Raw genomic sequence first — 17,136 nt, 5'->3', positions numbered from 1 at the left:
CCCTGACATCGCCGCACCGCGGCCCCGCAATGTCTTCCGAGCCGAACCAGCAAACGAGCCAACAAGCCAACCAGCCAACCAGGGAACCAATTTCAATCCTGCGGCGGCGGCTGCTGGATCAGTTCCACGCTGGTGGTGAACAGCTGGTTGCCCCGGATGACCTCGAGTTCCATTTCCGAGCCGGGTTCGGAACCGGCGATGCGCTGCATCAGATCGCGCGCGCTTTCGACCTGCTCGCCGTTGGCGCGGACCAGGACATCGCCTCGCTGCAAGCCGGCCTGCCAGGCGGGGCTGCCGCGGTGGACCTGGATGACCCGGGCACCGGGCTGCAGGGCTTCGGCGTTGGCCAGACGCAGACTGACGTCGGACAACTCCGCCCCCATCCAGCCCCGAGTGACGCGGCCGTATTCAATGATCTGTTCGGTCACGCGCCGCACGACGGAGGCGGGAATGGCGAACGATATCCCCTGCGCGCCGGTCTCCTGGCCCATCGAGGCACTGTTGATGCCCACGACTTCGCCGGCCGGGTTGATCAGAGCGCCGCCGGAGTTGCCCGCATTGATGGCGGCATCGGTCTGGATGAAGTCCTCGAACGAGGCCAGGTTGAGATGCCCCCTGCTGGTGGCGCTGACGATGCCCATGGTCACGGTGTGGCTCAGTCCGAAGGCGTTGCCGATGGCGAGCACGACATCGCCGGTTCTCAGGTTGTCGTCGGCGGCCAGGGTGGCCACCGGCAGGTCGTCGAGCTCGATCCGCAGCAGGGCGAGATCGGTCGCCGGGTCGGCGCCGACCACGCTGGCGTCGGCGACTCGCCCGTCCCACAGGGCGACGAGAATGTCGTCTACGCCCGAGATGACGTGCTGCGTGGTCAAGACGAGGCCGTCTTCGGAAACGATCACGCCCGAGCCCAGTCCGCGACGCGGTCGGGTGATCGTGCGATCCCGGTAGAGCCGGTTGAACAAGGGGTCGCTGAATTCCAGTCCCAGCGGTTCGGTCACCATCGTTCGCGTGTAGACGCTGACCACCGACGGGGCCGTGCGATTGACGGCGTCGGCGTAGGAGGCGACCGGATCGGCGCCCTGCTGGCGCCAGGCGGGCAGGAGCTGCGGCCACAGCCACACCAGCACGAAAGCCACGGCCAGGCCGACCACGACGAACTGTACGGCGAAATGAATGATGCGCGTCATGGACTTGGCTCGGGGGATTCTGTCAGGCTAAGTAACTGATACATTGTGGGCTTCCCGCCGAAGAATCCCCGGGCGGGGGCGTGACGAACGACGATGTGCCCTCGGAAAGGGTGGAGGATACCAGCCCGGAATTGAGTATTTGCTTAATTTTTCGCTAAAATAGTCGGCTGATTGTCTTCTAGTTCCGGAATTTCGTTAGCCGTGGCCTTCGACGGCCCTCGCCGGCGCTTTCGGGTGAAGCGTCGCCAGGTGGCGCCAGCACAGGGCCTGCCGGGTGATTTTGAATGATCTTAGAGATCTGATCTTGCGATCTTGATCCTTATAATCGGGAGTGTTTCATGTCGGAAACTGATCTTGCTTCCACGCAGCCGCCGGAAAATCCCGGCCGCCGCCGTCTGTTGACCTGGACGACGGGCGTGGTCGGTGCCGTCGGTGCCGGTCTGGCGATCTGGCCGTTCGCCGCGTCCTGGAAGCCGAGCGCGAAGGCTCGTCTCGTCGGGGCGCCGGTCGAAGTCAATATCGGCAACCTCGAGCCGGGCCAGATCATGCGCGTCGTCTGGCGCGGCCAGACCATCGGCATCATGCGCCGCAGCGAGCGCATGATCAACGATCTGCCCACGCTCAACGAGAAGCTGGCTGACCCTCAGTCCGAGGTGGCGTCCCAGCAGCCGCAATATGCGCAGAACGTCCACCGTTCGATCAAGCCCGAGTACCTGGTGGCCAACATCCACTGCACGCACCTGGGCTGCATTCCGCAGGTCCTGCCTGAAGTGGAGGCCCAGCCTTTCGACGCCGAGTGGCGCGGCGGGTTTTTCTGCCCCTGTCACCGGTCTCGATTCGACCTGGCAGGTCGCGTCTACAACGGCGTTCCGGCGCAGCTGAATCTCGTGATTCCCCCGTACCATTTCATTGACGACAACACCGTCATGATCGGTGTCGGTCCCGAAGCCGAAGGAGCAGCTTGATCATGGCCAAGCCCGCGAGCAATCTCAGCAAGAACGTGCAGGCCTTCGGTGCCTGGGTCAACGAGCGAATGCCGGTCGGCCAGGTCTGGCGTGAGCACCTGACCGAATACTACGCCCCGAAGAACTTCAATCTCTGGTATTTCTTCGGGTCGCTGGCGATTCTGGTGCTGGTCAACCAGCTGGAGACCGGCATCTTCCTGACCATGTTCTACACGCCGCACGCCGACATGGCGTTCAGTTCGGTCGAGTACATCATGCGCGACGTCGAGTGGGGGTGGCTCATCCGCTACATGCACTCCACGGGCGCGTCGTTCTTCTTCATCGTCGTCTACCTGCACATGTTCCGCGCCTTGCTGTACGGCTCTTACCGCAAGCCCCGCGAATTGATCTGGATCCTGGGCGTGTTCATCCTGCTGGTCCTGATGGCCGAGGCCTTCATGGGCTACGTTCTGCCTTGGGGCCAGATGTCCTACTGGGGTGCGCAGGTGATCATTTCGCTGTTCGGCGCGATCCCGGAGGTCGGCGATATCCTCGTCGAGTGGATTCGCGGCGACTACATGATTTCCAATGCGACGCTCAATCGATTCTTCGCGCTGCACGTCGTGGCCCTTCCGCTCGCGCTACTTGCGCTGGTCGTGCTGCACCTGGTGGCGCTGCACGAAGTGGGCTCCAACAACCCCGACGGGGTCGAGATCAAGAAGCACAAGGACGAGAAGGGTCGTCCGCTGGACGGCATTCCCTTCCACCCGTATTACACCGTCAAGGACCTGTTCGGGGCCGGGGTGTTCCTGATCCTGTTCGCCTTCGTGCTGTTCTACGCGCCGGAGTTCGGCGGCCTGTTCCTCGAGCCGGACAACTTCGTGCCGGCCGACCCCCTGGTCACGCCGCAGCACATCGTGCCGGTGTGGTATTTCACGCCCTTCTACGCCATGCTGCGGGCCGTGCCTGACAAGCTCTTCGGCGTGATGGTGATGGGTGCGGCAATCTTCGTGTTGTTCTTCCTGCCCTGGCTGGATCGCTCGAAGGTACGCTCGATCCGCTACAAGGGCTGGCCGAGCAAGGTCATGCTGGCGCTGTTCGTGGTCGGCTTCATCCGGCTGGGCATGCTGGCCCTGGGTGACGGCACGCCGATACAGACCATCGAGTCGCGGATCTGGACGTTCTACTACTTCGCGTTCTTCGCGCTGATGCCGTTTGTTACAAAGTTCGAAAAAACCAAACCGGAACCGGAGCGGGTGACCAAGTGATGAGATTCAGAAACATTCTTGCAGCAGCCGCCATGCTGGCTTCCGGCTTCTCCTTGGCCGCTGGCGGTGGCGAGGGGCTGGAGCATGCCAACATCAACGTGCACGACAAGGCTTCGCTCCAGCGCGGTGCGGCGATGTACGTCAACTACTGCCTCGGTTGCCACTCAATGCAATATCTGCGCTACAACCGCCTGGTCGAGGATATCGGCTTGAGCGAAGCGCAAGTCGAGGAGTTTCTCCTGAGCGGTGACCAGGAAATCGGTGATCCCATGCTCAGTGCCATGAACGCCGACGAAGCCGAGGAGTGGTTCGGCATCGCGCCGCCCGATCTGTCCCTGACGGCGCGTTCGCGTGGCCCGGACTGGATCTATACCTACCTCAAGGAGTTCTACCTGACCGAGGACGGCTGGAACAACACGGTGTTGCCGAATGCCTCCATGCCGCACGTGCTTTGGGAGCTCCAGGGCATCCAGCGACCCATCACGGAGTCGCATACGGATGCCGAGGGCGTCGAGCACGTGGAGATCGTCGATCTCGAGCTCGACCAGGAAGGCAAGCTCTCGCCCGAAGAGTACAGCGATCACATTCGCGATCTCGTCGCGTTCATGGAGTATGCTGCCGAGCCGGCCGTGCTCAAGCGCGAGAAGATCGGAATCTGGGTCCTGCTGTTCCTGGTCGTTTTCACTTTCCTCGCCTGGCTGCTCTACCAGGAATTCTGGAAGGACATCAAGAAGTGATTTTGCGTAGCCGGGGGCGTCTTGGCGGCGCGCGAATCAAGGGAGTAGCTGGCTTATGATGGCGCTGTATTCATCGGAAAATTGCCTGGACTGTCACCGGGTCCGGTTCGTGTTGGCGGAAAAGGGCATCAACGTGGAGATCATCCACGTCGAGCAGGATCGCGCGGCCTCGGCGGATCTGGCCGAGCTCAATCCCTACGGGGAAACGCCGACCCTGGTCGACAAGGATCTCAAGCTCTACGGGACCTGGGTGGTCACCGAGTATCTGGACGAACGCTACCCGCACCCCCCGCTGATGCCGGTCGATCCCTTGTCGCGCGCCTATCTGCGGCTTGCGATGTACCGCATCAATCGGGACTGGATCGAGCCAGCGAAGATCATCGAGACGTCCAGCGGCCAGAAGAAGGTCGCGGCGGCCAAGAAGCAGATGCGCGAGAGCATCATCGCCTCCGATGACCTGTTCGGGCTACGAAGCTTCCTGCTCAGTGACGAGCTGTCGTTGGTCGATTGCGCGTTGGTTCCGCTCCTGTGGCGCTTGCCGGCCTATGATGTCGATCTGACCGCCAAGAAGGCCCCCAACATCACGCGTTACATGGAGCGGATGTTCGCCCGCGATTCATTCAAGCGCAGCCTGACCGAAGCGGAGCGCATTCTGCGGGAGGGCGAGTAGGCCATGATTTCGAGCCGACCGTACCTGGTCCGCGCCATAAACGAGTGGATCGTCGACAGCGGCCTGACGCCGCACCTTCTGGTCGACGCCGACCAGCCCGGCCTGGACGTGCCGGAGTCCAGCATCCAGGATGGCCGCGTCGTGCTCAACATTTCGCCGAGCGCCGTAAAGGACCTGCTCATCGACAGCGAAATGGTCACCTTCGTCGCTCGCTTCGGCGGCGTTTCGCGAGCCGTGACCGTGCCGATCAGCGCGGTCGAGGCCGTCTACGCCCGCGAAAACGGCCGCGGCATGATGTTTCCAGTGGACGAAGAGGACGAGGACGGTACGGCCGAGCACGATTCAGGCGATGATTCCCCGGAAGGCGAAAAGCCGGATCGCAAGTCGAAGCCTAATTTGAAGGTCGTCAAATAACTGTTAGGTTTCAGGTTTCAGGTTTCAGGGGTCGGACGGCCGCGGCAAGCTTTGCGGGGCAGCTAGCAGCGGAACCCAGATCTCAGGATGGAAGGAACTATCACCCTGACTGGGCGCAGAGCAATCGCGGCAAAGCCGCCCACCATCGCTCGGAAGATTCCGAACTGAAACCTGAAACCTGAACCCTGAAACCTCAATCTTCATTCCGGCTCGATCAGCCGCCCGCCGTCTTCCAGCTCTCCCCAGACCCGGATCATCCGCCCGCCGGTGAGTGTCAGTTCTCCCCTGCGGCGCCCCGTGCCCTCCGGGCTGAAGTCGAAGCGGTAGCGGCGCTGCCAGCGCAGGCCCTCCTTGGTGCGAATCGGTCTGAGCGAACTCAGTGCGACCGTCTGGTCCAGCAACTGCCATCCCTGACGTTTGCAGAAATGTCGCGCGAGCTCGCGAGCGCGATCGCGGGCGTTGACGGCCGAGATCCAGAAAACGACGGCTGCGCCAAGCAGCAGCAGGGCCCCGAACGGCCCTTCGAGCCCCGTCACCGTCGGGCCCGGAGCAGGACGTAGACCGCGCCCGTGCCCCCGTCGTGGGGCGGGGCCGAAGCGAAGGCGGCAACACGATCGTGCCGGCTCAGCAGCCTCGCGGTCAGGCGCTTGAGCTGCGGGCCGCCCGGGCCGGAGCGGAGTCCCTTGCCGTGGATGATTCGCACACAGCTCATGCCGTCACGCTCGGCCTCGCGGAGAAATTGCCGTATCGACGCCGAGGCGGCTTCCAGGTTCATCTGGTGCAGGTCCAGTTCGTCCTCGACGCGCCAGTGGCCGCGCCTGAGGCGTGTGAGCACGCGTTTCTGCAGCCCCGGACGGAGGTAGCTGATCTCCTCGCCGGTTTCGACGCTGGCAAAGTCGATCGGGCCGTGAGCCAGGTCCTCCATGACCCGCGCTTCGTCGCGTTCGCGCTGGCTTGGCCGGGGCGGGGGTGGTTCCGGCCTGGATTGGTCGCGGTCACTTCGAATCCGCTTCACGGGGCCGACCGCAGAGCGAAACAGGTCTCGGTCGTTGTCGGATTCGCTCATGGTCGCTTCTCGTCTGCGGTCTTCGTTTATAGTTATGGCTTTGACCTTCCGGTTCAAGCATGCATATTCTGATTGCCAACGACGACGGGCTGCACGCGCCCGGCATCCGGCTGTTGTCCGAGCGACTGGTCGAGCACTCCGACCAGGTTACGGTCGTGGCGCCGGACCGGGATCGTTCGGGTGCCAGCAACTCGCTCACCCTCGACCAGCCGATTCGCGTCGAAAAGCGCCGTGACGGCGTTTTCAAGGTCTACGGCACGCCGACCGACTGCGTCCACATCGCGATTACCGGCCTGCTGGGCGACGAGCCCGACATGGTGGTCTCCGGGATCAACGCCGGTGCCAACCTCGGCGACGACGTGCTCTACTCGGGCACCGTGGCGGCCGCCATGGAGGGCCGGTTTCTGGGGCTGCCGGCGATGGCCGTTTCCCTGGTGTACTCCGAGGGCCAGCCGCATCATTACGAAACCGCCGCGGAGGCTGCCTGCCTGTTGATGGCGCAGCTCAAGGAAAAGCCGCTGCCGGCCGACACCATTCTCAACGTCAACGTACCCGACCTCCCGTGGGAAGAAATCAAGGGCTTCGAGACCACGCGCCTGGGGCACCGCCACCGCTCCGAAGACGTGATCCCGATCGAGGATCCGCGCGGCCGCCAGTTCTTCTGGATCGGTCCGGCCGGAACCGAGGAAGACAACGGTCCCGGCACGGATTTCCACGCCGTGCGCAATCGCTACGTTTCGGTCACGCCGATTCACGTCGACCTGACGCGCTACCAGGCGCTCGACGACGTCAGCCACTGGATCGACGAACTCAACAGCGGAAGGTATCGGCAAGCTCAATGATGAGTTCGAAGGCGCACAGCGGAATCGGTATGACGTCGGAGGGGACCCGCCAGCGGTTGGTGCGGCGCCTGCGCGAGAAGGGGATCCGCGACGAACGCGTACTCGAAGCCGTCGGCAGCACGCCGCGTCACCTGTTCGTCGACGAGGCGCTGTCCTCGCGTGCCTACGAGGACACCGCGCTGCCCATCGGGCGGGGCCAGACGATCTCACAGCCCTACGTCGTTGCCATGATGACCCAGGCGGTGATGCGCGACGAGCCGCTGGGCAAGGTGCTCGAAATCGGCACCGGTTCGGGCTACCAGGCCGCGATTCTGGCCCTGTTGGCCGACAAGGTTTTCACGACCGAGCGGATCGGCGAGCTGCAGCGCAGCGCGCGGCAGCGCTTTCACCGCCTGGGCCTGCACAATGTCTACACCCGCCACGCCGATGGTCTCGAGGGTTGGCCGTCCCAGGCGCCGTTCGACGCCATCGTCGTCACGGCCGGAGGGCGGATTCCCGACAAGCTGCGTGAGCAGCTCGGTGTGGGCGGTGTGCTGGTGGCACCCGAACACGCCGGCCTGCATCAGCAATTGGTGCGGATAACGCGCACGGAGACGGGGTTCGAGCGTGAGGAACTGGGAGCGGTGACGTTCGTGCCGTTGCTTGAAGGCCTGGACTGACGAGGGATGCGCTAGCCATGTTCCGGCGTCTCTATGATCGTGTGCTGGTCTGGTCGCGTCACCGACATGCCCGGCGCTACCTGGTCGGCCTGAGCTTCGCCGAGGCCACGTTCTTTCCGATTCCACCCGACGTCATGCTCGCGCCCATGGTCCTGGCCGAGCGGAATTCCGCCTGGCGGCTGGCTTTCCTGACCACGGTCGCTTCAGTCATCGGCGGTCTGTTCGGCTACCTGATCGGCTGGCTGGCCATCGAGGCCATCCTGCCGTTCATCGAGCGCGTCGGCTACCTTCACGCCTACCATTCCGCCGTCGATGCTTTCGAGACCTACGGCGTCTGGTTCGTCATGCTGGCCGGCTTCACGCCCATTCCGTTCAAGATCATCACGATTGCCGGCGGGGCCCTGGGCACGCCGATGCTCGGCTTCGTCCTCGGCTCCGTGATCGGCCGCGGTGCACGCTTCTATCTGGTTGCCGGCGTCATCTGGGCCGGTGGGGAGCGCGCCGCCGACAGACTGCGAAACTGGGTCGACCTGCTGGGCTGGCTGGTGATCGCCGCAGCCGCCCTCGGGGGGCTGGTGTGGTGGCTCTGGTAGGCGCGCGAAGCGCGGTTGCCCTCGTCGTGGCGGTCCTGTTGTTGACCGCCTGCGCTCCCTGGCAGCCCGGTCCGGAGCGTTCTCGCCAGCACGAATCGCGTCCCGAAAAGCGCGTGGTGGCGAGTCCGCCGGCCTTCCATCAGGTTCGGCGGGGCGATACCCTGTATTCGATTGCCTTTCGCTACGGTCTCGACTGGCGCAAGGTCGCGCGCTGGAACAGCATCCAGGCGCCGTACACGATTCGTCCCGGCCAGGAGCTGCGCATGACCGCACCGCCGGATCCGCCCCCGCGTCAGTCGGCATCGACGAGCCCGTCCGGTTCCTCGAACCCATCCAGATCCCGATCCCCCGAGCCGGTCAGTGTGAGCGAGCCGACGCCCGAAACGCCGCCGCAATCGACGCCGGATACGCCCGCGGCCAGCAGGGCGGCCGCACCGTCGGCTTCGGACAAGACTCGAACGGTGGCCGGCGTGGCCTGGCAGTGGCCCACCCAGGGTCGTCTTGCGCGCTCCTTCGACCCCTCGGATACCCGCAAGGGCATCGGCGTGGCCGGCAAGGAGGGGCAGGATGTCTTCGCGGCGGGTGCCGGCCAGGTGGTCTACAGCGGCACGGCGCTGATCGGCTACGGTGAGCTGATCATCATCAAGCACTCCGACAAGCTCTTGTCAGCCTACGGGCACAATCGGCGGCGCATGGTGGGGGAGGGCGACCGTGTCCAGCGCGGACAGAAGATTGCCGAGATGGGCCGCGATGACCGCCAGGAAGAGATGCTGCACTTCGAAATCCGCCGCGACGGTGAGCCCGTCAATCCGCTGGACTACCTGCCGCGGCGATAGCGGTTTCGGTTCGGAGCCATAGGTGGAACGAGCTGTGGAACCGTTTCACGCGGGGTGGTAGCATCGCTGTATCCAAAGGGAGGATGTCTGATGTCTAAGTCCTGCAGGCCGCGCATCAAGCTGCGCGGCACCAGGGTCGCGCCCATCGGTGCGGCGGTCGGCGTTGCCGTGAGCAGCGCGCTGAATGCCCAGACGCCGCCGGAAGCGGTCGACGACAACTTCGAAGTCGTCAAGCGAAATGTCTGGCAGGCCGCCGGCAACGTGTTCGACAACGACACCGCGGTCAATCCGTTCTTTCGCTCCATCAGCAGTCTCGATGTCCGGGATGCGGGCTACGTATTCCGCTCGTCCGGGGATGTGACTTACCGCCGCCTGTATGAAGGACGCTGCGCGGCGACGTCAGATCGGTTCGAATACGAAATGGAGGACGACAGCGGACTCAACGTGACTGCTGAACTGCAGGTCACGCTATTGCCGCCGGTCCAGACCGATACCTACCAGGTTCAAGCGGGCCAGACTCTGACTGAGGATGTCCAGGCGAACGATCCCATGCCGATCAATCCGCTCAATGTGGTCGATCAGCTCAACGTCACCGACTTCCTGGCACCGGGCTTCGGCACCGTCAACCAGTCCAGTCCCGGCGTCGTCAACCAGACCGGGCAGTTCACCTATCAGCCGGATCCCGGTTTCAGCGGCAACGATTCCTTCGTTTATCTGACTGCCGATCCCGACACAGGTTGTGATTGGAACACCGAGGTCAATGTCCTGGTTCTGCCCACGGCCGTGACCGATTCGGCATCCACCCCGGGTGGTCAGCAGGTCTGCAACATCGACGTCCTCGGCAACGACCTGGGCAGCGGCCTGAGCCTGGTCAACGTGACCCAGCCGGTGAATGGAACGGTATCGATCAGCGGCGACGACACGCTCTGCTTCACGCCCGACCAGGGCTTTCTCGGCCTGGCCACCTTCGCCTACACCATCGAAGACACCAACGGGTCGCAAGTGGATGGCAGCGTGGAAGTCGACGTGTTCAACCTGCCGCCGGTTCTGGTCGACGACAGCTACCAGGTGAACGCGGGCCAGTCCCTGAGCGGCAATGTATTCGACAACGACTCCGATCCCAACGGCGATTCGCTCAGCGCGAGCCTGGCAACGCCGCCCGCCGACGGCAATGTCGTGCTCGATCCCGATGGGGCATTCACCTACACGCCCGATGCCGGTTTCAGCGGGTCGGACGGATTCAGCTACTCGGCCACCGATGCGCTCCGAGGCGCTCCGCCGACTGCAAACGTCGCCATCGTCGTCGTTCCGGTAGTGGTCGACACGGTGGTTACGGGCAGCACCGAGCAGGAAGTCAGCGGCAACCTGCTCGACGACGCCCAGGGCAGCGGTTTGACCGTGACCGGCTGGACCGAGCCGTCGATCGGCACGCTGACGGTCAACCCCCACGGCAGCTACACCTTCGTGGCCCCGCCGGGTTTCACCGGCACGGTCGAGTTCCAGTTCACCGCCGAAGACGCTTTCGGTTCGCAGGTGCAGGGATCGGTCAGCCTCGGGTTCGCGCTGGCCTACAGCGTGCCCGGTCCCGGCGCGGGCGGCCTGGGCCTTCTCGCGCTCCTGCTGGGCTGGCTCGGGTTCCGGAGACTCCGTTAGCCCATCGATGTTGGCCCCATGATCGCGCCGTATGGCGTGCGCTACTACGGCGGCGGCGACCTGAGCGGTTACGGCCAGGCCGCCGTCGCCAACGTGCGCGCCCTGGTCAATGCCGGCGTGCCGGTTGAGTGGGTTCCTCTGAAGTGGACGCCGGATCGCCTGATTCCCGGGCAATGGCACGATCACGAGGGCAAACCGAGGCCGGTGCTGACCGCGAAGGGTTCGGCGCTTGCCGACGTCGCGACGCTGGTCGAGCGAACGCGTCGCCCGATCGACCCCGATGTGGTCATTGCCCATGCGCCGCCCGAGTCCTGGCCCGGACTGTTTTGCAGCAACAGCTTCAATATCGGCTGCACGGTCTGGGAGACCAGCCGTACACCGGCTCATTGGCGTGCGCTGATGGCCCGGGCGGACGCCATCGCCGTGCCCAGCGAATTCAACCGGCGTGTTTTCCAGGCAGCACTACCTCAGCAGCGGGTCGCCCTGTTGCCGCATATCCGGCGGCACACCTGGAACGACTACACGCCGACGGAAATCCGCCAGGCTAGGGACGACCTCGGCATTCCGGAGGACCACCGCGTGTTCTACACCATCTCCACCTGGGACCCGCGCAAGGACCTGCCGGAACTGATCGAGCTGTTTGCCCGCGCGTTCCGGGCCGAGAGTCCGGTGACCTTACTGGTCAAGACCAATGCCGCGGGCACGGATGCCGGTCCTCATTTCCGGCAGAGGCAGACACAGACGCTTGCTGCCGATGTGGTATCCGGGATTGGTCGGGAGCTTGGTCGAGAGCCACCCAACATCATTCTCAACACCGACCAGCTCGACTCGGCCGAGCTCGACATGATCCACGCGATCGGGGATGTCTACGTCACAGTGAGTCACGGCGAAGGGTTCGGGCTCGGCGCTTTCGAGGCCGCCACCCGCGCGACACCCGTCCTGGCGCCGGCCTGGGGAGGGCAGACCGACTTCCTCGGCGATGAGTGGCCGGGTGCCTTGCCCTTCCGGATGACGCAGGTGCCGCTGTGGCCGCCGCACAGGCCGAGCTATTTCCCTTCGCAGCGCTGGGCCAGCGTCGACACGGAAGCGGCCGTCGAGCGGATGCGCTCGGTTTTCAGCGATCCCGCACCGTTCGAGCGGGAAGCCCGAGCCATTCGAGAGCAGATCGTCGAACGATTTGCCGAGCCGGTCATTGCCGGGCAGTGGCTCGAGCTGATCGAACACGCACTGGCCGATCGCGCCGCCTCCGAGCCGGCACCGTGAGCATTCCGCGCGTCTTTCACTTCGTCTTCGGGTTGCGCGAACAGCGCGAGCCCTTTCACCTGCTGCACTATCTCTGCCTGGCATCCTGCCTGGCGGTCAATCGCCCCGAGGCGGTCGTGTTCCACTACCGGCACGAGCCGTTCGGCCCCTGGTGGGACCGCATCCGTCCGCGGCTCGAGTTGCGCAAGATCGACGTGATCCCGGAGGGCTTCGACCCGGGCCGCTACGACGACAGCCAGGAAGGCCGGATGATCCGCCGGCTGGGCATCGACTACGCCCACGAGTCGGATTTCCTGAGAATGGATATCCTGCTGTCCGAAGGCGGCATCTATGCGGACATGGACACGCTCTTCGTCCGCGCCTACCCGGATGAATGGCTGGCCGGGCGTTTCGTCATTGGCGAGGAGTATGCGCCGCTCCAGCCCGGAGAGCCCCTGCGGCCTTCACTGTGCAATGCGGTGATGATGGCCCGCGCCGGCGATCCCTTCGCGCGGGCCTGGCGCGAGCGAATGGCGGCCGCCTTCGACGGCCGCTGGGACAGCCATTCCTGCCGCGAGGCCGGCCGACTGTGGCAAAGCCATTCCGACTGGCTGCGCGTGCTGCCGAGCGCCTATTTCTATCGCTACGGCTCGACGCCGGAAGGCTTGGCGACCCTGCTCGAGGATTCCGATGGCGACCGTCCCGATCTGTACAGCATCCACCTCTGGGCTCACCTCTGGTGGGACGCCGCGCGCCGCGACATGAGCGATGTGCACGCCGGAATGATCGACGAGGGCTGGATTCTGAAGGGTAAGAGTACGCTGGCGCGCCTGGCACGTCCTTTTCTGGAGGAGGGAGCGTGACGGTTCGGGAAGATCTTCGATCATGCCATGAATCCCTCAGGCCGATGGCTGAGCCGGAAGGCCGGAAGGGGCGGATCGAACGCCCCGAGGCGGGCTTCGAGCCCGGCGCGCAGCTGCAGAAGTCGCGCCTGGCCGACGGCCTTGGACCGGGCGATCGCCCGGTGGTGAGCGACCGACCAGGCATTGGCCGTGTGGCAGGTATAGACGTAGGTCCAGGCGCTGTCGGCGACGCGAGCGATCGCGTGGCCCCGGCGAAGGATTTCGCGCACCACCGGCGTGTCCTCGCCTCGCGGCAGCGACGGGTACTCGGGCACCCGCGATCGTCGCGCCATCATGCTGCCCTGAATGAAGTTCATCGGGTAGGCCTCGCCGTCCCAGTCGACCAGGAACATCTCGCCGGTATCGACAAAGAAATGCATTTGCTGCTGGAGAAAGGAGAAATCGGCGCTCGCATCGCGCAGCGCCTGCCACTGGATGGCCAGCCTTTCGGGATGGTAGCGATCATCGTCGTCCCACTGGCAAATGAATTCGCCGTGGGCTTCGGCAAGACTCTGGTTGCGCAGCTCGCCGAGGGTCTGCTTCGACCGGGTCCGGACGATGCGGATCGCGGCATCGCCGTGGCGCGCCGCCGCGGCTTTCAGGGTCTCGCCGAAGGCGGCATCGGCGTCGTGGACGACGATGAGTTCCCGATCGCGATGTGTCTGCGCGGCAAAGTCGGCCATCGCCGCGAGGGCCGAGCTCGTGCGGCCGGGCTGGGTTACCATCAGCGCGCTGATCATTCGGGCAGGAGAATCTCGTGATAGAGCGGTTGGCCTGCATTCTCACCTACCGGGAGGGCGAAGGCAAAGCGCGTCGCCTCAACCTCGACGCCTTCCTGCGCAGCCTGGCCAGCCACCCCGAGCTGATCGTGGTGGTCGTCGAGCAGGATGCGGTCCCGCGACTGGAGGGAAGCCTGCCCCATCCACGGGCCCAGCATCTGTTCGCCTACAATCCGGGCCCGTTCAACAAAAGCTGGGGGCTGAACCTGGGGGTTCGCGTGGTGCGCTCCCCCTGGCTGATGTTCACCGATGCCGATATCGTGCTTGGCCGGGCGCTGGCTGGCGCGGTCGAGCTGCTGGCGGCCGGCTACTCGGTGGTCAAGCCCTATGTCCGCATTCTCGACCTGGATGAGACCGAAAGCCGCCGCGTGCGCGACGGCGATTTCGACTGGGTGCCGGAACGGGCAGCGGAGCGGGCGAGCGATCGCGAGGCGAAAGGAGAGTTCCCGCCCTTCGCCGGCGGGGCAGTGATGATGACGCAAGGCGTCTATGATCGAATGGGCGGCTGGGACGAACGCTTCCTGGGCTGGGGCGGGGAAGACGACGCCATGAGCTACCTGCTCGAGCGTGCCCGAGTTCCGGGCACCCAGCTCGACCTGCGCCCCGCGGTTCATCTGCATCACCCTCGCAGCCCATCGAGCACCAGCGGTCAGCCGCACTACCGCAGCAACCTGACCTTGCTGTCAGAGTACCAGGCCATGAGCGACGAACGCCTGGATCGTTTCTTGGAAATCAGGCGGCAGCTCAACGGCCACCGCGACAAGTACCGGCCGCTATCATGAGTTTCCTGATCGGTACACCCGCCTACGGCGGCATGATGCACTGCAACATGGTCGACCAGTTGCTGCGCTACCAGCACGCCGGCCTGGCCTTCTCGCTGATGACCGTCGGCAACGAAAGCCTGATCACGCGGGCGAGGAACAGCATTGTTTCGGAATTTCACGCCCGGCGCGAGCATTCCCACCTGCTGTTCCTGGACGCCGATGTCGTCCTTCCGGTCGAAGGCCTGCAGCAGATGCTGGCCTCCGATGTCGACGTGATCGGGGCCGCCGTCGCGCTCAAGGGGCGCAACCCGGACGGCAGCCGCAAGTTCAATCTCGGCCGCAGTTGCGGCGAAGCGGGGCGACTGATCCGGGTCCAGCGAGTCGGAACGGCCGCGTTGCTGCTGTCGCGCAAGGCGGTGGATGCGCTGGTCGAAAAGGCGATTTCCGAGGGGCGGGTCTATCAGAGATCGTCGAATCTTCGCGGTGAGGACCAGCGCGCCGCGGTGCACTACGACATCTTCCGCGTCGGCGTCGTCGGCGAGGAGTACCTGTCGGAGGATTACTGGGTCTGCCATGAGCTGCGCGAGCTCGGTTTCGAGGTCCATGTCGATCCCACCCTGGTCACGCGGCACCTGGGGATGGTCGAAGTATGAGCGGCGCACCGAAGCCGTCCGATCTGCAGTTGTTGACGGTACGCCCCGGCGGTGTGCCCGAGTTCCGGCTGCTGGTGGCATTCGGGGCCGACGAGCGTTTCGCACCCTGCCTGCGTGATCAGGGGTTCTGGGAGGAGGCCGAGACCTTGCTTCTGCAGCGCATCCTGCGCCCGGGAATGAGCGTTGTCGACCTCGGTGCCCACGTCGGCTATTTCAGCGTCCTGATGTCGCAATGCGTCGGCCCGGAGGGTCGCGTGGTCGCCTTCGAGCCCGATCCGGCGCATTTCCGGCTGCTGTGTGCCAACCTGCTCGCCAACGCCTGCGACCAGGCCGAGGTCCGGCGCCTGGCGATCGCGGACGCCAAGGGCGAGGGGCGACTGTTCCGCAGCCCCACCAATCCCGGCGACCAGCGCCTGCATGCGGTGGCCGGGCGACCGTCGGTCGCGGTCCGGTACGACAGCCTGGACAGCCAGCTGGGGCACGCGGGCCTGGACCTGGTGAAGATGGACTGCCAGGGCAGCGAGGCACGAATTCTCGACGGCATGACGGGCCTGATCGAGCGCAATCGGGAGCGACTGTGCCTGCTGATGGAGTTCGCACCCGGTCTGCTGCACCAGGCAGGCTGCTCCGTGGATCAGTTCGCGGCCAGGCTCGACCAGTTGGGAGGCTGTGTCTTTCTTGTCGCCCGTTCGGGCCGTGCGGTCCGCCTGCTGGAAGTGGAGGAACTGGCGTCGGGCCTGCGCGCCATTGCCGATCGTATGGCGCAGGCCGGGGAGGAAGACGCCAGCGAGAATCTTTTCGTGGTGTTCGGGCCCGGAGCCCGGCAAACGTGGCTGCAGCGGGGATCGCAGGGCGGTTAGGGCCCCTGGCCGTCAGTCAGCCGATAATCAGCGCGGCCAGCGCCCGCCGGTTTTCGCTCATCAGGACGTTGAAGGTGCGGGCCGCCGCGCCGAGCGTCATGCATTCGATGCCGATGCCGTGCCGGATGAAGGCCAGCTGGGTTTCGTGCGGCAGGAACTGCTGGTGCTGGCCGGCCCCCACGATGACCAGTTCCGGCTGCATCTCGACCAGGGAATCGATCCGAGGCCCCGCCAACTCGTCCAGGCTCGTGACCGGCCAGTCGCTGTCCAGGTAGCGCGCGCCGACGACCAGGCTCGACGCGTACCACTGGTCGCTAACCAGAACCCGCCCGGGTTCGACCCCGCGGATCTGGTGATGGTTGCCGGCCGTGTGTTCGGTCAGTTCCATGGCGGGAAGGGGCTACCTGCGCGGCAGTTCGATCTTCGGTTTTTCGGGGTGGCGCCGGTACAGGCAAACGACCTGGCCGATCCGGTGCACCAGCTCTGCCCCGGTCGTGGATGCCAGCTGCTCGATCCACGCGTCGCGCTGCTCGCGATCGCCGCGGAGCTTGATCTTGATGAGTTCATGGTGCTCGAGCGCCTGCTCGACTTCGGCGAGCACGTTCTCGCTCAGGCCCTTGTCGGCCACCATTACGACGGGGTGCAGGTCGTGGCTGAGGCCGCGAAGATGCTTCTTCTGGCTGTTGGTCAGGGGCATGGGTAGGGCTGCTTGGTCTTGAGGGGGCAATGGTAACTTGGTTTCAGGTTTCAGGTTTCAGGTTTCAGGTTTCAGGTTTCAGGAAAACAATCGACTTCGTCGCCCCGGCCTTGAGCCGGGGCCTTGCATCGGTTGGCGCCTTCGGTCGGGAGGTCCCGGCTCTCCGCTTCGCTACGGCCGGGATGACGGACTGGTGCCCGTCAATCCGGGGCCTTCCATCCAGTGGCGCTTTCGGCCGGGAGGTCCCGGATCGGGGTCCGGGACGACGCCAGGCGTCGGTGCGGCGCTTCCAAGCGGTTACCATTGCCGAACCAACGAACCAACGAACCAACGAACCAACGAACCAACGAACCAACGAACCAACGAACCA

21 protein-coding genes are annotated in these 17,136 nt (G+C 64.8%); 15 read left to right on the top strand and 6 right to left on the bottom strand.

Features of this window, described 5'->3' with window-relative positions:
* Positions 1–92: 92 nt before the first annotated feature.
* Positions 93–1,187, bottom strand: coding sequence for a S1C family serine protease (locus DZC52_RS13450; protein ID WP_116651674.1), 1,095 nt, complete (start codon positions 1,185–1,187; stop codon positions 93–95).
* Positions 1,188–1,525: 338 nt separating this feature from the next.
* Between DZC52_RS13450 and petA the strand changes: the two genes are divergently transcribed.
* Genes petA through DZC52_RS13425 form a run of 5 tightly spaced genes read left to right on the top strand, consistent with a single transcriptional unit; the run spans position 1,526 to position 5,220 of the window.
* Positions 1,526–2,152 carry a ubiquinol-cytochrome c reductase iron-sulfur subunit gene (gene petA / locus DZC52_RS13445; protein ID WP_116651673.1) on the top strand — a complete coding sequence of 209 codons (627 nt, stop codon included), beginning with the start codon at positions 1,526–1,528 and terminating at the stop codon, positions 2,150–2,152.
* Positions 2,153–2,154: 2 nt separating this feature from the next.
* On the top strand, positions 2,155–3,399 hold the full coding sequence (locus DZC52_RS13440; protein ID WP_116651672.1) for a cytochrome b: 1,245 nt from the start codon (positions 2,155–2,157) through the stop codon (positions 3,397–3,399).
* Complete coding sequence (locus DZC52_RS13435; protein ID WP_116651671.1) at positions 3,399–4,136, top strand: cytochrome c1; 738 nt, start codon at positions 3,399–3,401, stop codon at positions 4,134–4,136. The genes DZC52_RS13440 and DZC52_RS13435 overlap by 1 nt, the downstream gene beginning before the upstream one ends.
* 55 nt (positions 4,137–4,191) lie before the next feature.
* Positions 4,192–4,806: a glutathione S-transferase N-terminal domain-containing protein gene (locus DZC52_RS13430; protein WP_245960830.1), complete on the top strand. Its 615-nt coding sequence runs from the start codon at positions 4,192–4,194 to the stop codon at positions 4,804–4,806.
* A 3-nt stretch (positions 4,807–4,809) separates the two neighbouring features.
* Positions 4,810–5,220, top strand: coding sequence for a ClpXP protease specificity-enhancing factor (locus DZC52_RS13425; RefSeq protein WP_116651670.1), 411 nt, complete (start codon positions 4,810–4,812; stop codon positions 5,218–5,220).
* A 200-nt stretch (positions 5,221–5,420) separates the two neighbouring features.
* Here DZC52_RS13425 and DZC52_RS13420 read toward each other — a convergent pair whose 3' ends face one another.
* Entirely contained in the window at positions 5,421–5,756 is a 336-nt protein-coding gene (locus DZC52_RS13420; protein WP_116651669.1) for a DUF3301 domain-containing protein, read from the bottom strand.
* Positions 5,753–6,286: a Smr/MutS family protein gene (locus DZC52_RS13415; RefSeq protein ID WP_116651668.1), complete on the bottom strand. Its 534-nt coding sequence runs from the start codon at positions 6,284–6,286 to the stop codon at positions 5,753–5,755. Before DZC52_RS13415 ends, DZC52_RS13420 begins: the two co-directional genes overlap by 4 nt.
* 59 nt (positions 6,287–6,345) lie before the next feature.
* On the opposite strand from DZC52_RS13415, the gene surE reads away from it, so the two are divergent.
* The 7 genes from surE (at position 6,346) to DZC52_RS13380 (ending at position 12,974) form a co-directional block, all read left to right on the top strand.
* Positions 6,346–7,128 (top strand): 5'/3'-nucleotidase SurE, encoded by a 783-nt coding sequence (gene surE / locus DZC52_RS13410; RefSeq protein WP_116651667.1) that lies wholly within the window; start codon positions 6,346–6,348, stop codon positions 7,126–7,128.
* Entirely contained in the window at positions 7,128–7,787 is a 660-nt protein-coding gene (locus DZC52_RS13405; protein WP_425451399.1) for a protein-L-isoaspartate(D-aspartate) O-methyltransferase, read from the top strand. Before surE ends, DZC52_RS13405 begins: the two co-directional genes overlap by 1 nt.
* 17 nt (positions 7,788–7,804) lie before the next feature.
* Complete coding sequence (locus tag DZC52_RS13400) at positions 7,805–8,380, top strand: YqaA family protein (RefSeq protein ID WP_116651665.1); 576 nt, start codon at positions 7,805–7,807, stop codon at positions 8,378–8,380.
* Positions 8,368–9,216, top strand: a complete 849-nt coding sequence (locus tag DZC52_RS13395; RefSeq protein ID WP_147307709.1) for a peptidoglycan DD-metalloendopeptidase family protein — start codon at positions 8,368–8,370, stop codon at positions 9,214–9,216. The genes DZC52_RS13400 and DZC52_RS13395 overlap by 13 nt, the downstream gene beginning before the upstream one ends.
* A 90-nt stretch (positions 9,217–9,306) precedes the next feature.
* On the top strand, positions 9,307–10,869 hold the full coding sequence (locus tag DZC52_RS13390) for an Ig-like domain-containing protein (protein WP_116651663.1): 1,563 nt from the start codon (positions 9,307–9,309) through the stop codon (positions 10,867–10,869).
* 18 nt (positions 10,870–10,887) lie between these two features.
* Complete coding sequence (locus DZC52_RS13385; RefSeq protein WP_116651662.1) at positions 10,888–12,132, top strand: glycosyltransferase family 4 protein; 1,245 nt, start codon at positions 10,888–10,890, stop codon at positions 12,130–12,132.
* The gene (locus DZC52_RS13380; RefSeq protein ID WP_116651661.1) at positions 12,129–12,974 is read left to right on the top strand and encodes a glycosyltransferase; all 846 of its coding nucleotides are present in this window, start codon (positions 12,129–12,131) and stop codon (positions 12,972–12,974) included. The genes DZC52_RS13385 and DZC52_RS13380 overlap by 4 nt, the downstream gene beginning before the upstream one ends.
* Before the next feature lie 20 nt (positions 12,975–12,994).
* On the opposite strand, the gene DZC52_RS13375 is transcribed toward DZC52_RS13380, so the two are convergent.
* Positions 12,995–13,753 (bottom strand): glycosyltransferase family 2 protein, encoded by a 759-nt coding sequence (locus DZC52_RS13375; RefSeq protein ID WP_116651660.1) that lies wholly within the window; start codon positions 13,751–13,753, stop codon positions 12,995–12,997.
* Positions 13,754–13,770: 17 nt separating this feature from the next.
* Here DZC52_RS13375 and DZC52_RS13370 point away from each other — a divergent pair, with 17 nt between their 5' ends.
* From DZC52_RS13370 to DZC52_RS13360, 3 genes are read left to right on the top strand one after another with little or no spacing between them, the layout of a single operon-like run.
* Positions 13,771–14,574, top strand: coding sequence for a glycosyltransferase family 2 protein (locus tag DZC52_RS13370; protein ID WP_116651659.1), 804 nt, complete (start codon positions 13,771–13,773; stop codon positions 14,572–14,574).
* Positions 14,571–15,209, top strand: a complete 639-nt coding sequence (locus DZC52_RS13365; RefSeq protein WP_116651658.1) for a glycosyltransferase family protein — start codon at positions 14,571–14,573, stop codon at positions 15,207–15,209. Before DZC52_RS13370 ends, DZC52_RS13365 begins: the two co-directional genes overlap by 4 nt.
* Positions 15,206–16,069 carry an FkbM family methyltransferase gene (locus tag DZC52_RS13360; protein ID WP_116651657.1) on the top strand — a complete coding sequence of 288 codons (864 nt, stop codon included), beginning with the start codon at positions 15,206–15,208 and terminating at the stop codon, positions 16,067–16,069. Before DZC52_RS13365 ends, DZC52_RS13360 begins: the two co-directional genes overlap by 4 nt.
* Positions 16,070–16,085: 16 nt before the next feature.
* On the opposite strand, the gene DZC52_RS13355 is transcribed toward DZC52_RS13360, so the two are convergent.
* The gene (locus DZC52_RS13355) at positions 16,086–16,457 is read right to left on the bottom strand and encodes an Mth938-like domain-containing protein (RefSeq protein ID WP_116651656.1); all 372 of its coding nucleotides are present in this window, start codon (positions 16,455–16,457) and stop codon (positions 16,086–16,088) included.
* A gap of 12 nt (positions 16,458–16,469) precedes the next feature.
* Entirely contained in the window at positions 16,470–16,766 is a 297-nt protein-coding gene (gene yhbY / locus DZC52_RS13350) for a ribosome assembly RNA-binding protein YhbY (protein WP_116651655.1), read from the bottom strand.
* Positions 16,767–17,136: the final 370 nt, after the last annotated feature.

The sequence above is a fragment of the Wenzhouxiangella sediminis genome (assembly GCF_003410055.1).
Taxonomy (GTDB): domain Bacteria; phylum Pseudomonadota; class Gammaproteobacteria; order Xanthomonadales; family Wenzhouxiangellaceae; genus Wenzhouxiangella; species Wenzhouxiangella sediminis.
The sequence above is the reverse complement of the archived record's forward strand: the minus strand, read 5'-3'. Positions and strand labels throughout refer to the sequence as shown.

Excerpts from the sequence above, each read along its gene's own strand:
- DZC52_RS13360 (WP_116651657.1), top strand. The coding sequence starts at position 15,206 with ATGAGCGGCGCACCGAAGCCGTCCGATCTGCAGTTGTTGACGGTACGC.
- DZC52_RS13415 (WP_116651668.1), bottom strand. The coding sequence starts at position 6,286 with ATGAGCGAATCCGACAACGACCGAGACCTGTTTCGCTCTGCGGTCGGC.
- yhbY (WP_116651655.1), bottom strand. The coding sequence starts at position 16,766 with ATGCCCCTGACCAACAGCCAGAAGAAGCATCTTCGCGGCCTCAGCCAC.
- DZC52_RS13435 (WP_116651671.1), top strand. The coding sequence starts at position 3,399 with ATGAGATTCAGAAACATTCTTGCAGCAGCCGCCATGCTGGCTTCCGGC.
- DZC52_RS13355 (WP_116651656.1), bottom strand. The coding sequence starts at position 16,457 with ATGGAACTGACCGAACACACGGCCGGCAACCATCACCAGATCCGCGGG.
- DZC52_RS13400 (WP_116651665.1), top strand. The coding sequence starts at position 7,805 with ATGTTCCGGCGTCTCTATGATCGTGTGCTGGTCTGGTCGCGTCACCGA.
- DZC52_RS13390 (WP_116651663.1), top strand. The coding sequence starts at position 9,307 with ATGTCTAAGTCCTGCAGGCCGCGCATCAAGCTGCGCGGCACCAGGGTC.
- DZC52_RS13375 (WP_116651660.1), bottom strand. The coding sequence starts at position 13,753 with ATGATCAGCGCGCTGATGGTAACCCAGCCCGGCCGCACGAGCTCGGCC.
- petA (WP_116651673.1), top strand. The coding sequence starts at position 1,526 with ATGTCGGAAACTGATCTTGCTTCCACGCAGCCGCCGGAAAATCCCGGC.
- DZC52_RS13385 (WP_116651662.1), top strand. The coding sequence starts at position 10,888 with ATGATCGCGCCGTATGGCGTGCGCTACTACGGCGGCGGCGACCTGAGC.
- DZC52_RS13450 (WP_116651674.1), bottom strand. The coding sequence starts at position 1,187 with ATGACGCGCATCATTCATTTCGCCGTACAGTTCGTCGTGGTCGGCCTG.
- DZC52_RS13430 (WP_245960830.1), top strand. The coding sequence starts at position 4,192 with ATGATGGCGCTGTATTCATCGGAAAATTGCCTGGACTGTCACCGGGTC.
- DZC52_RS13440 (WP_116651672.1), top strand. The coding sequence starts at position 2,155 with ATGGCCAAGCCCGCGAGCAATCTCAGCAAGAACGTGCAGGCCTTCGGT.
- DZC52_RS13405 (WP_425451399.1), top strand. The coding sequence starts at position 7,128 with ATGAGTTCGAAGGCGCACAGCGGAATCGGTATGACGTCGGAGGGGACC.
- DZC52_RS13425 (WP_116651670.1), top strand. The coding sequence starts at position 4,810 with ATGATTTCGAGCCGACCGTACCTGGTCCGCGCCATAAACGAGTGGATC.
- DZC52_RS13365 (WP_116651658.1), top strand. The coding sequence starts at position 14,571 with ATGAGTTTCCTGATCGGTACACCCGCCTACGGCGGCATGATGCACTGC.
- surE (WP_116651667.1), top strand. The coding sequence starts at position 6,346 with ATGCATATTCTGATTGCCAACGACGACGGGCTGCACGCGCCCGGCATC.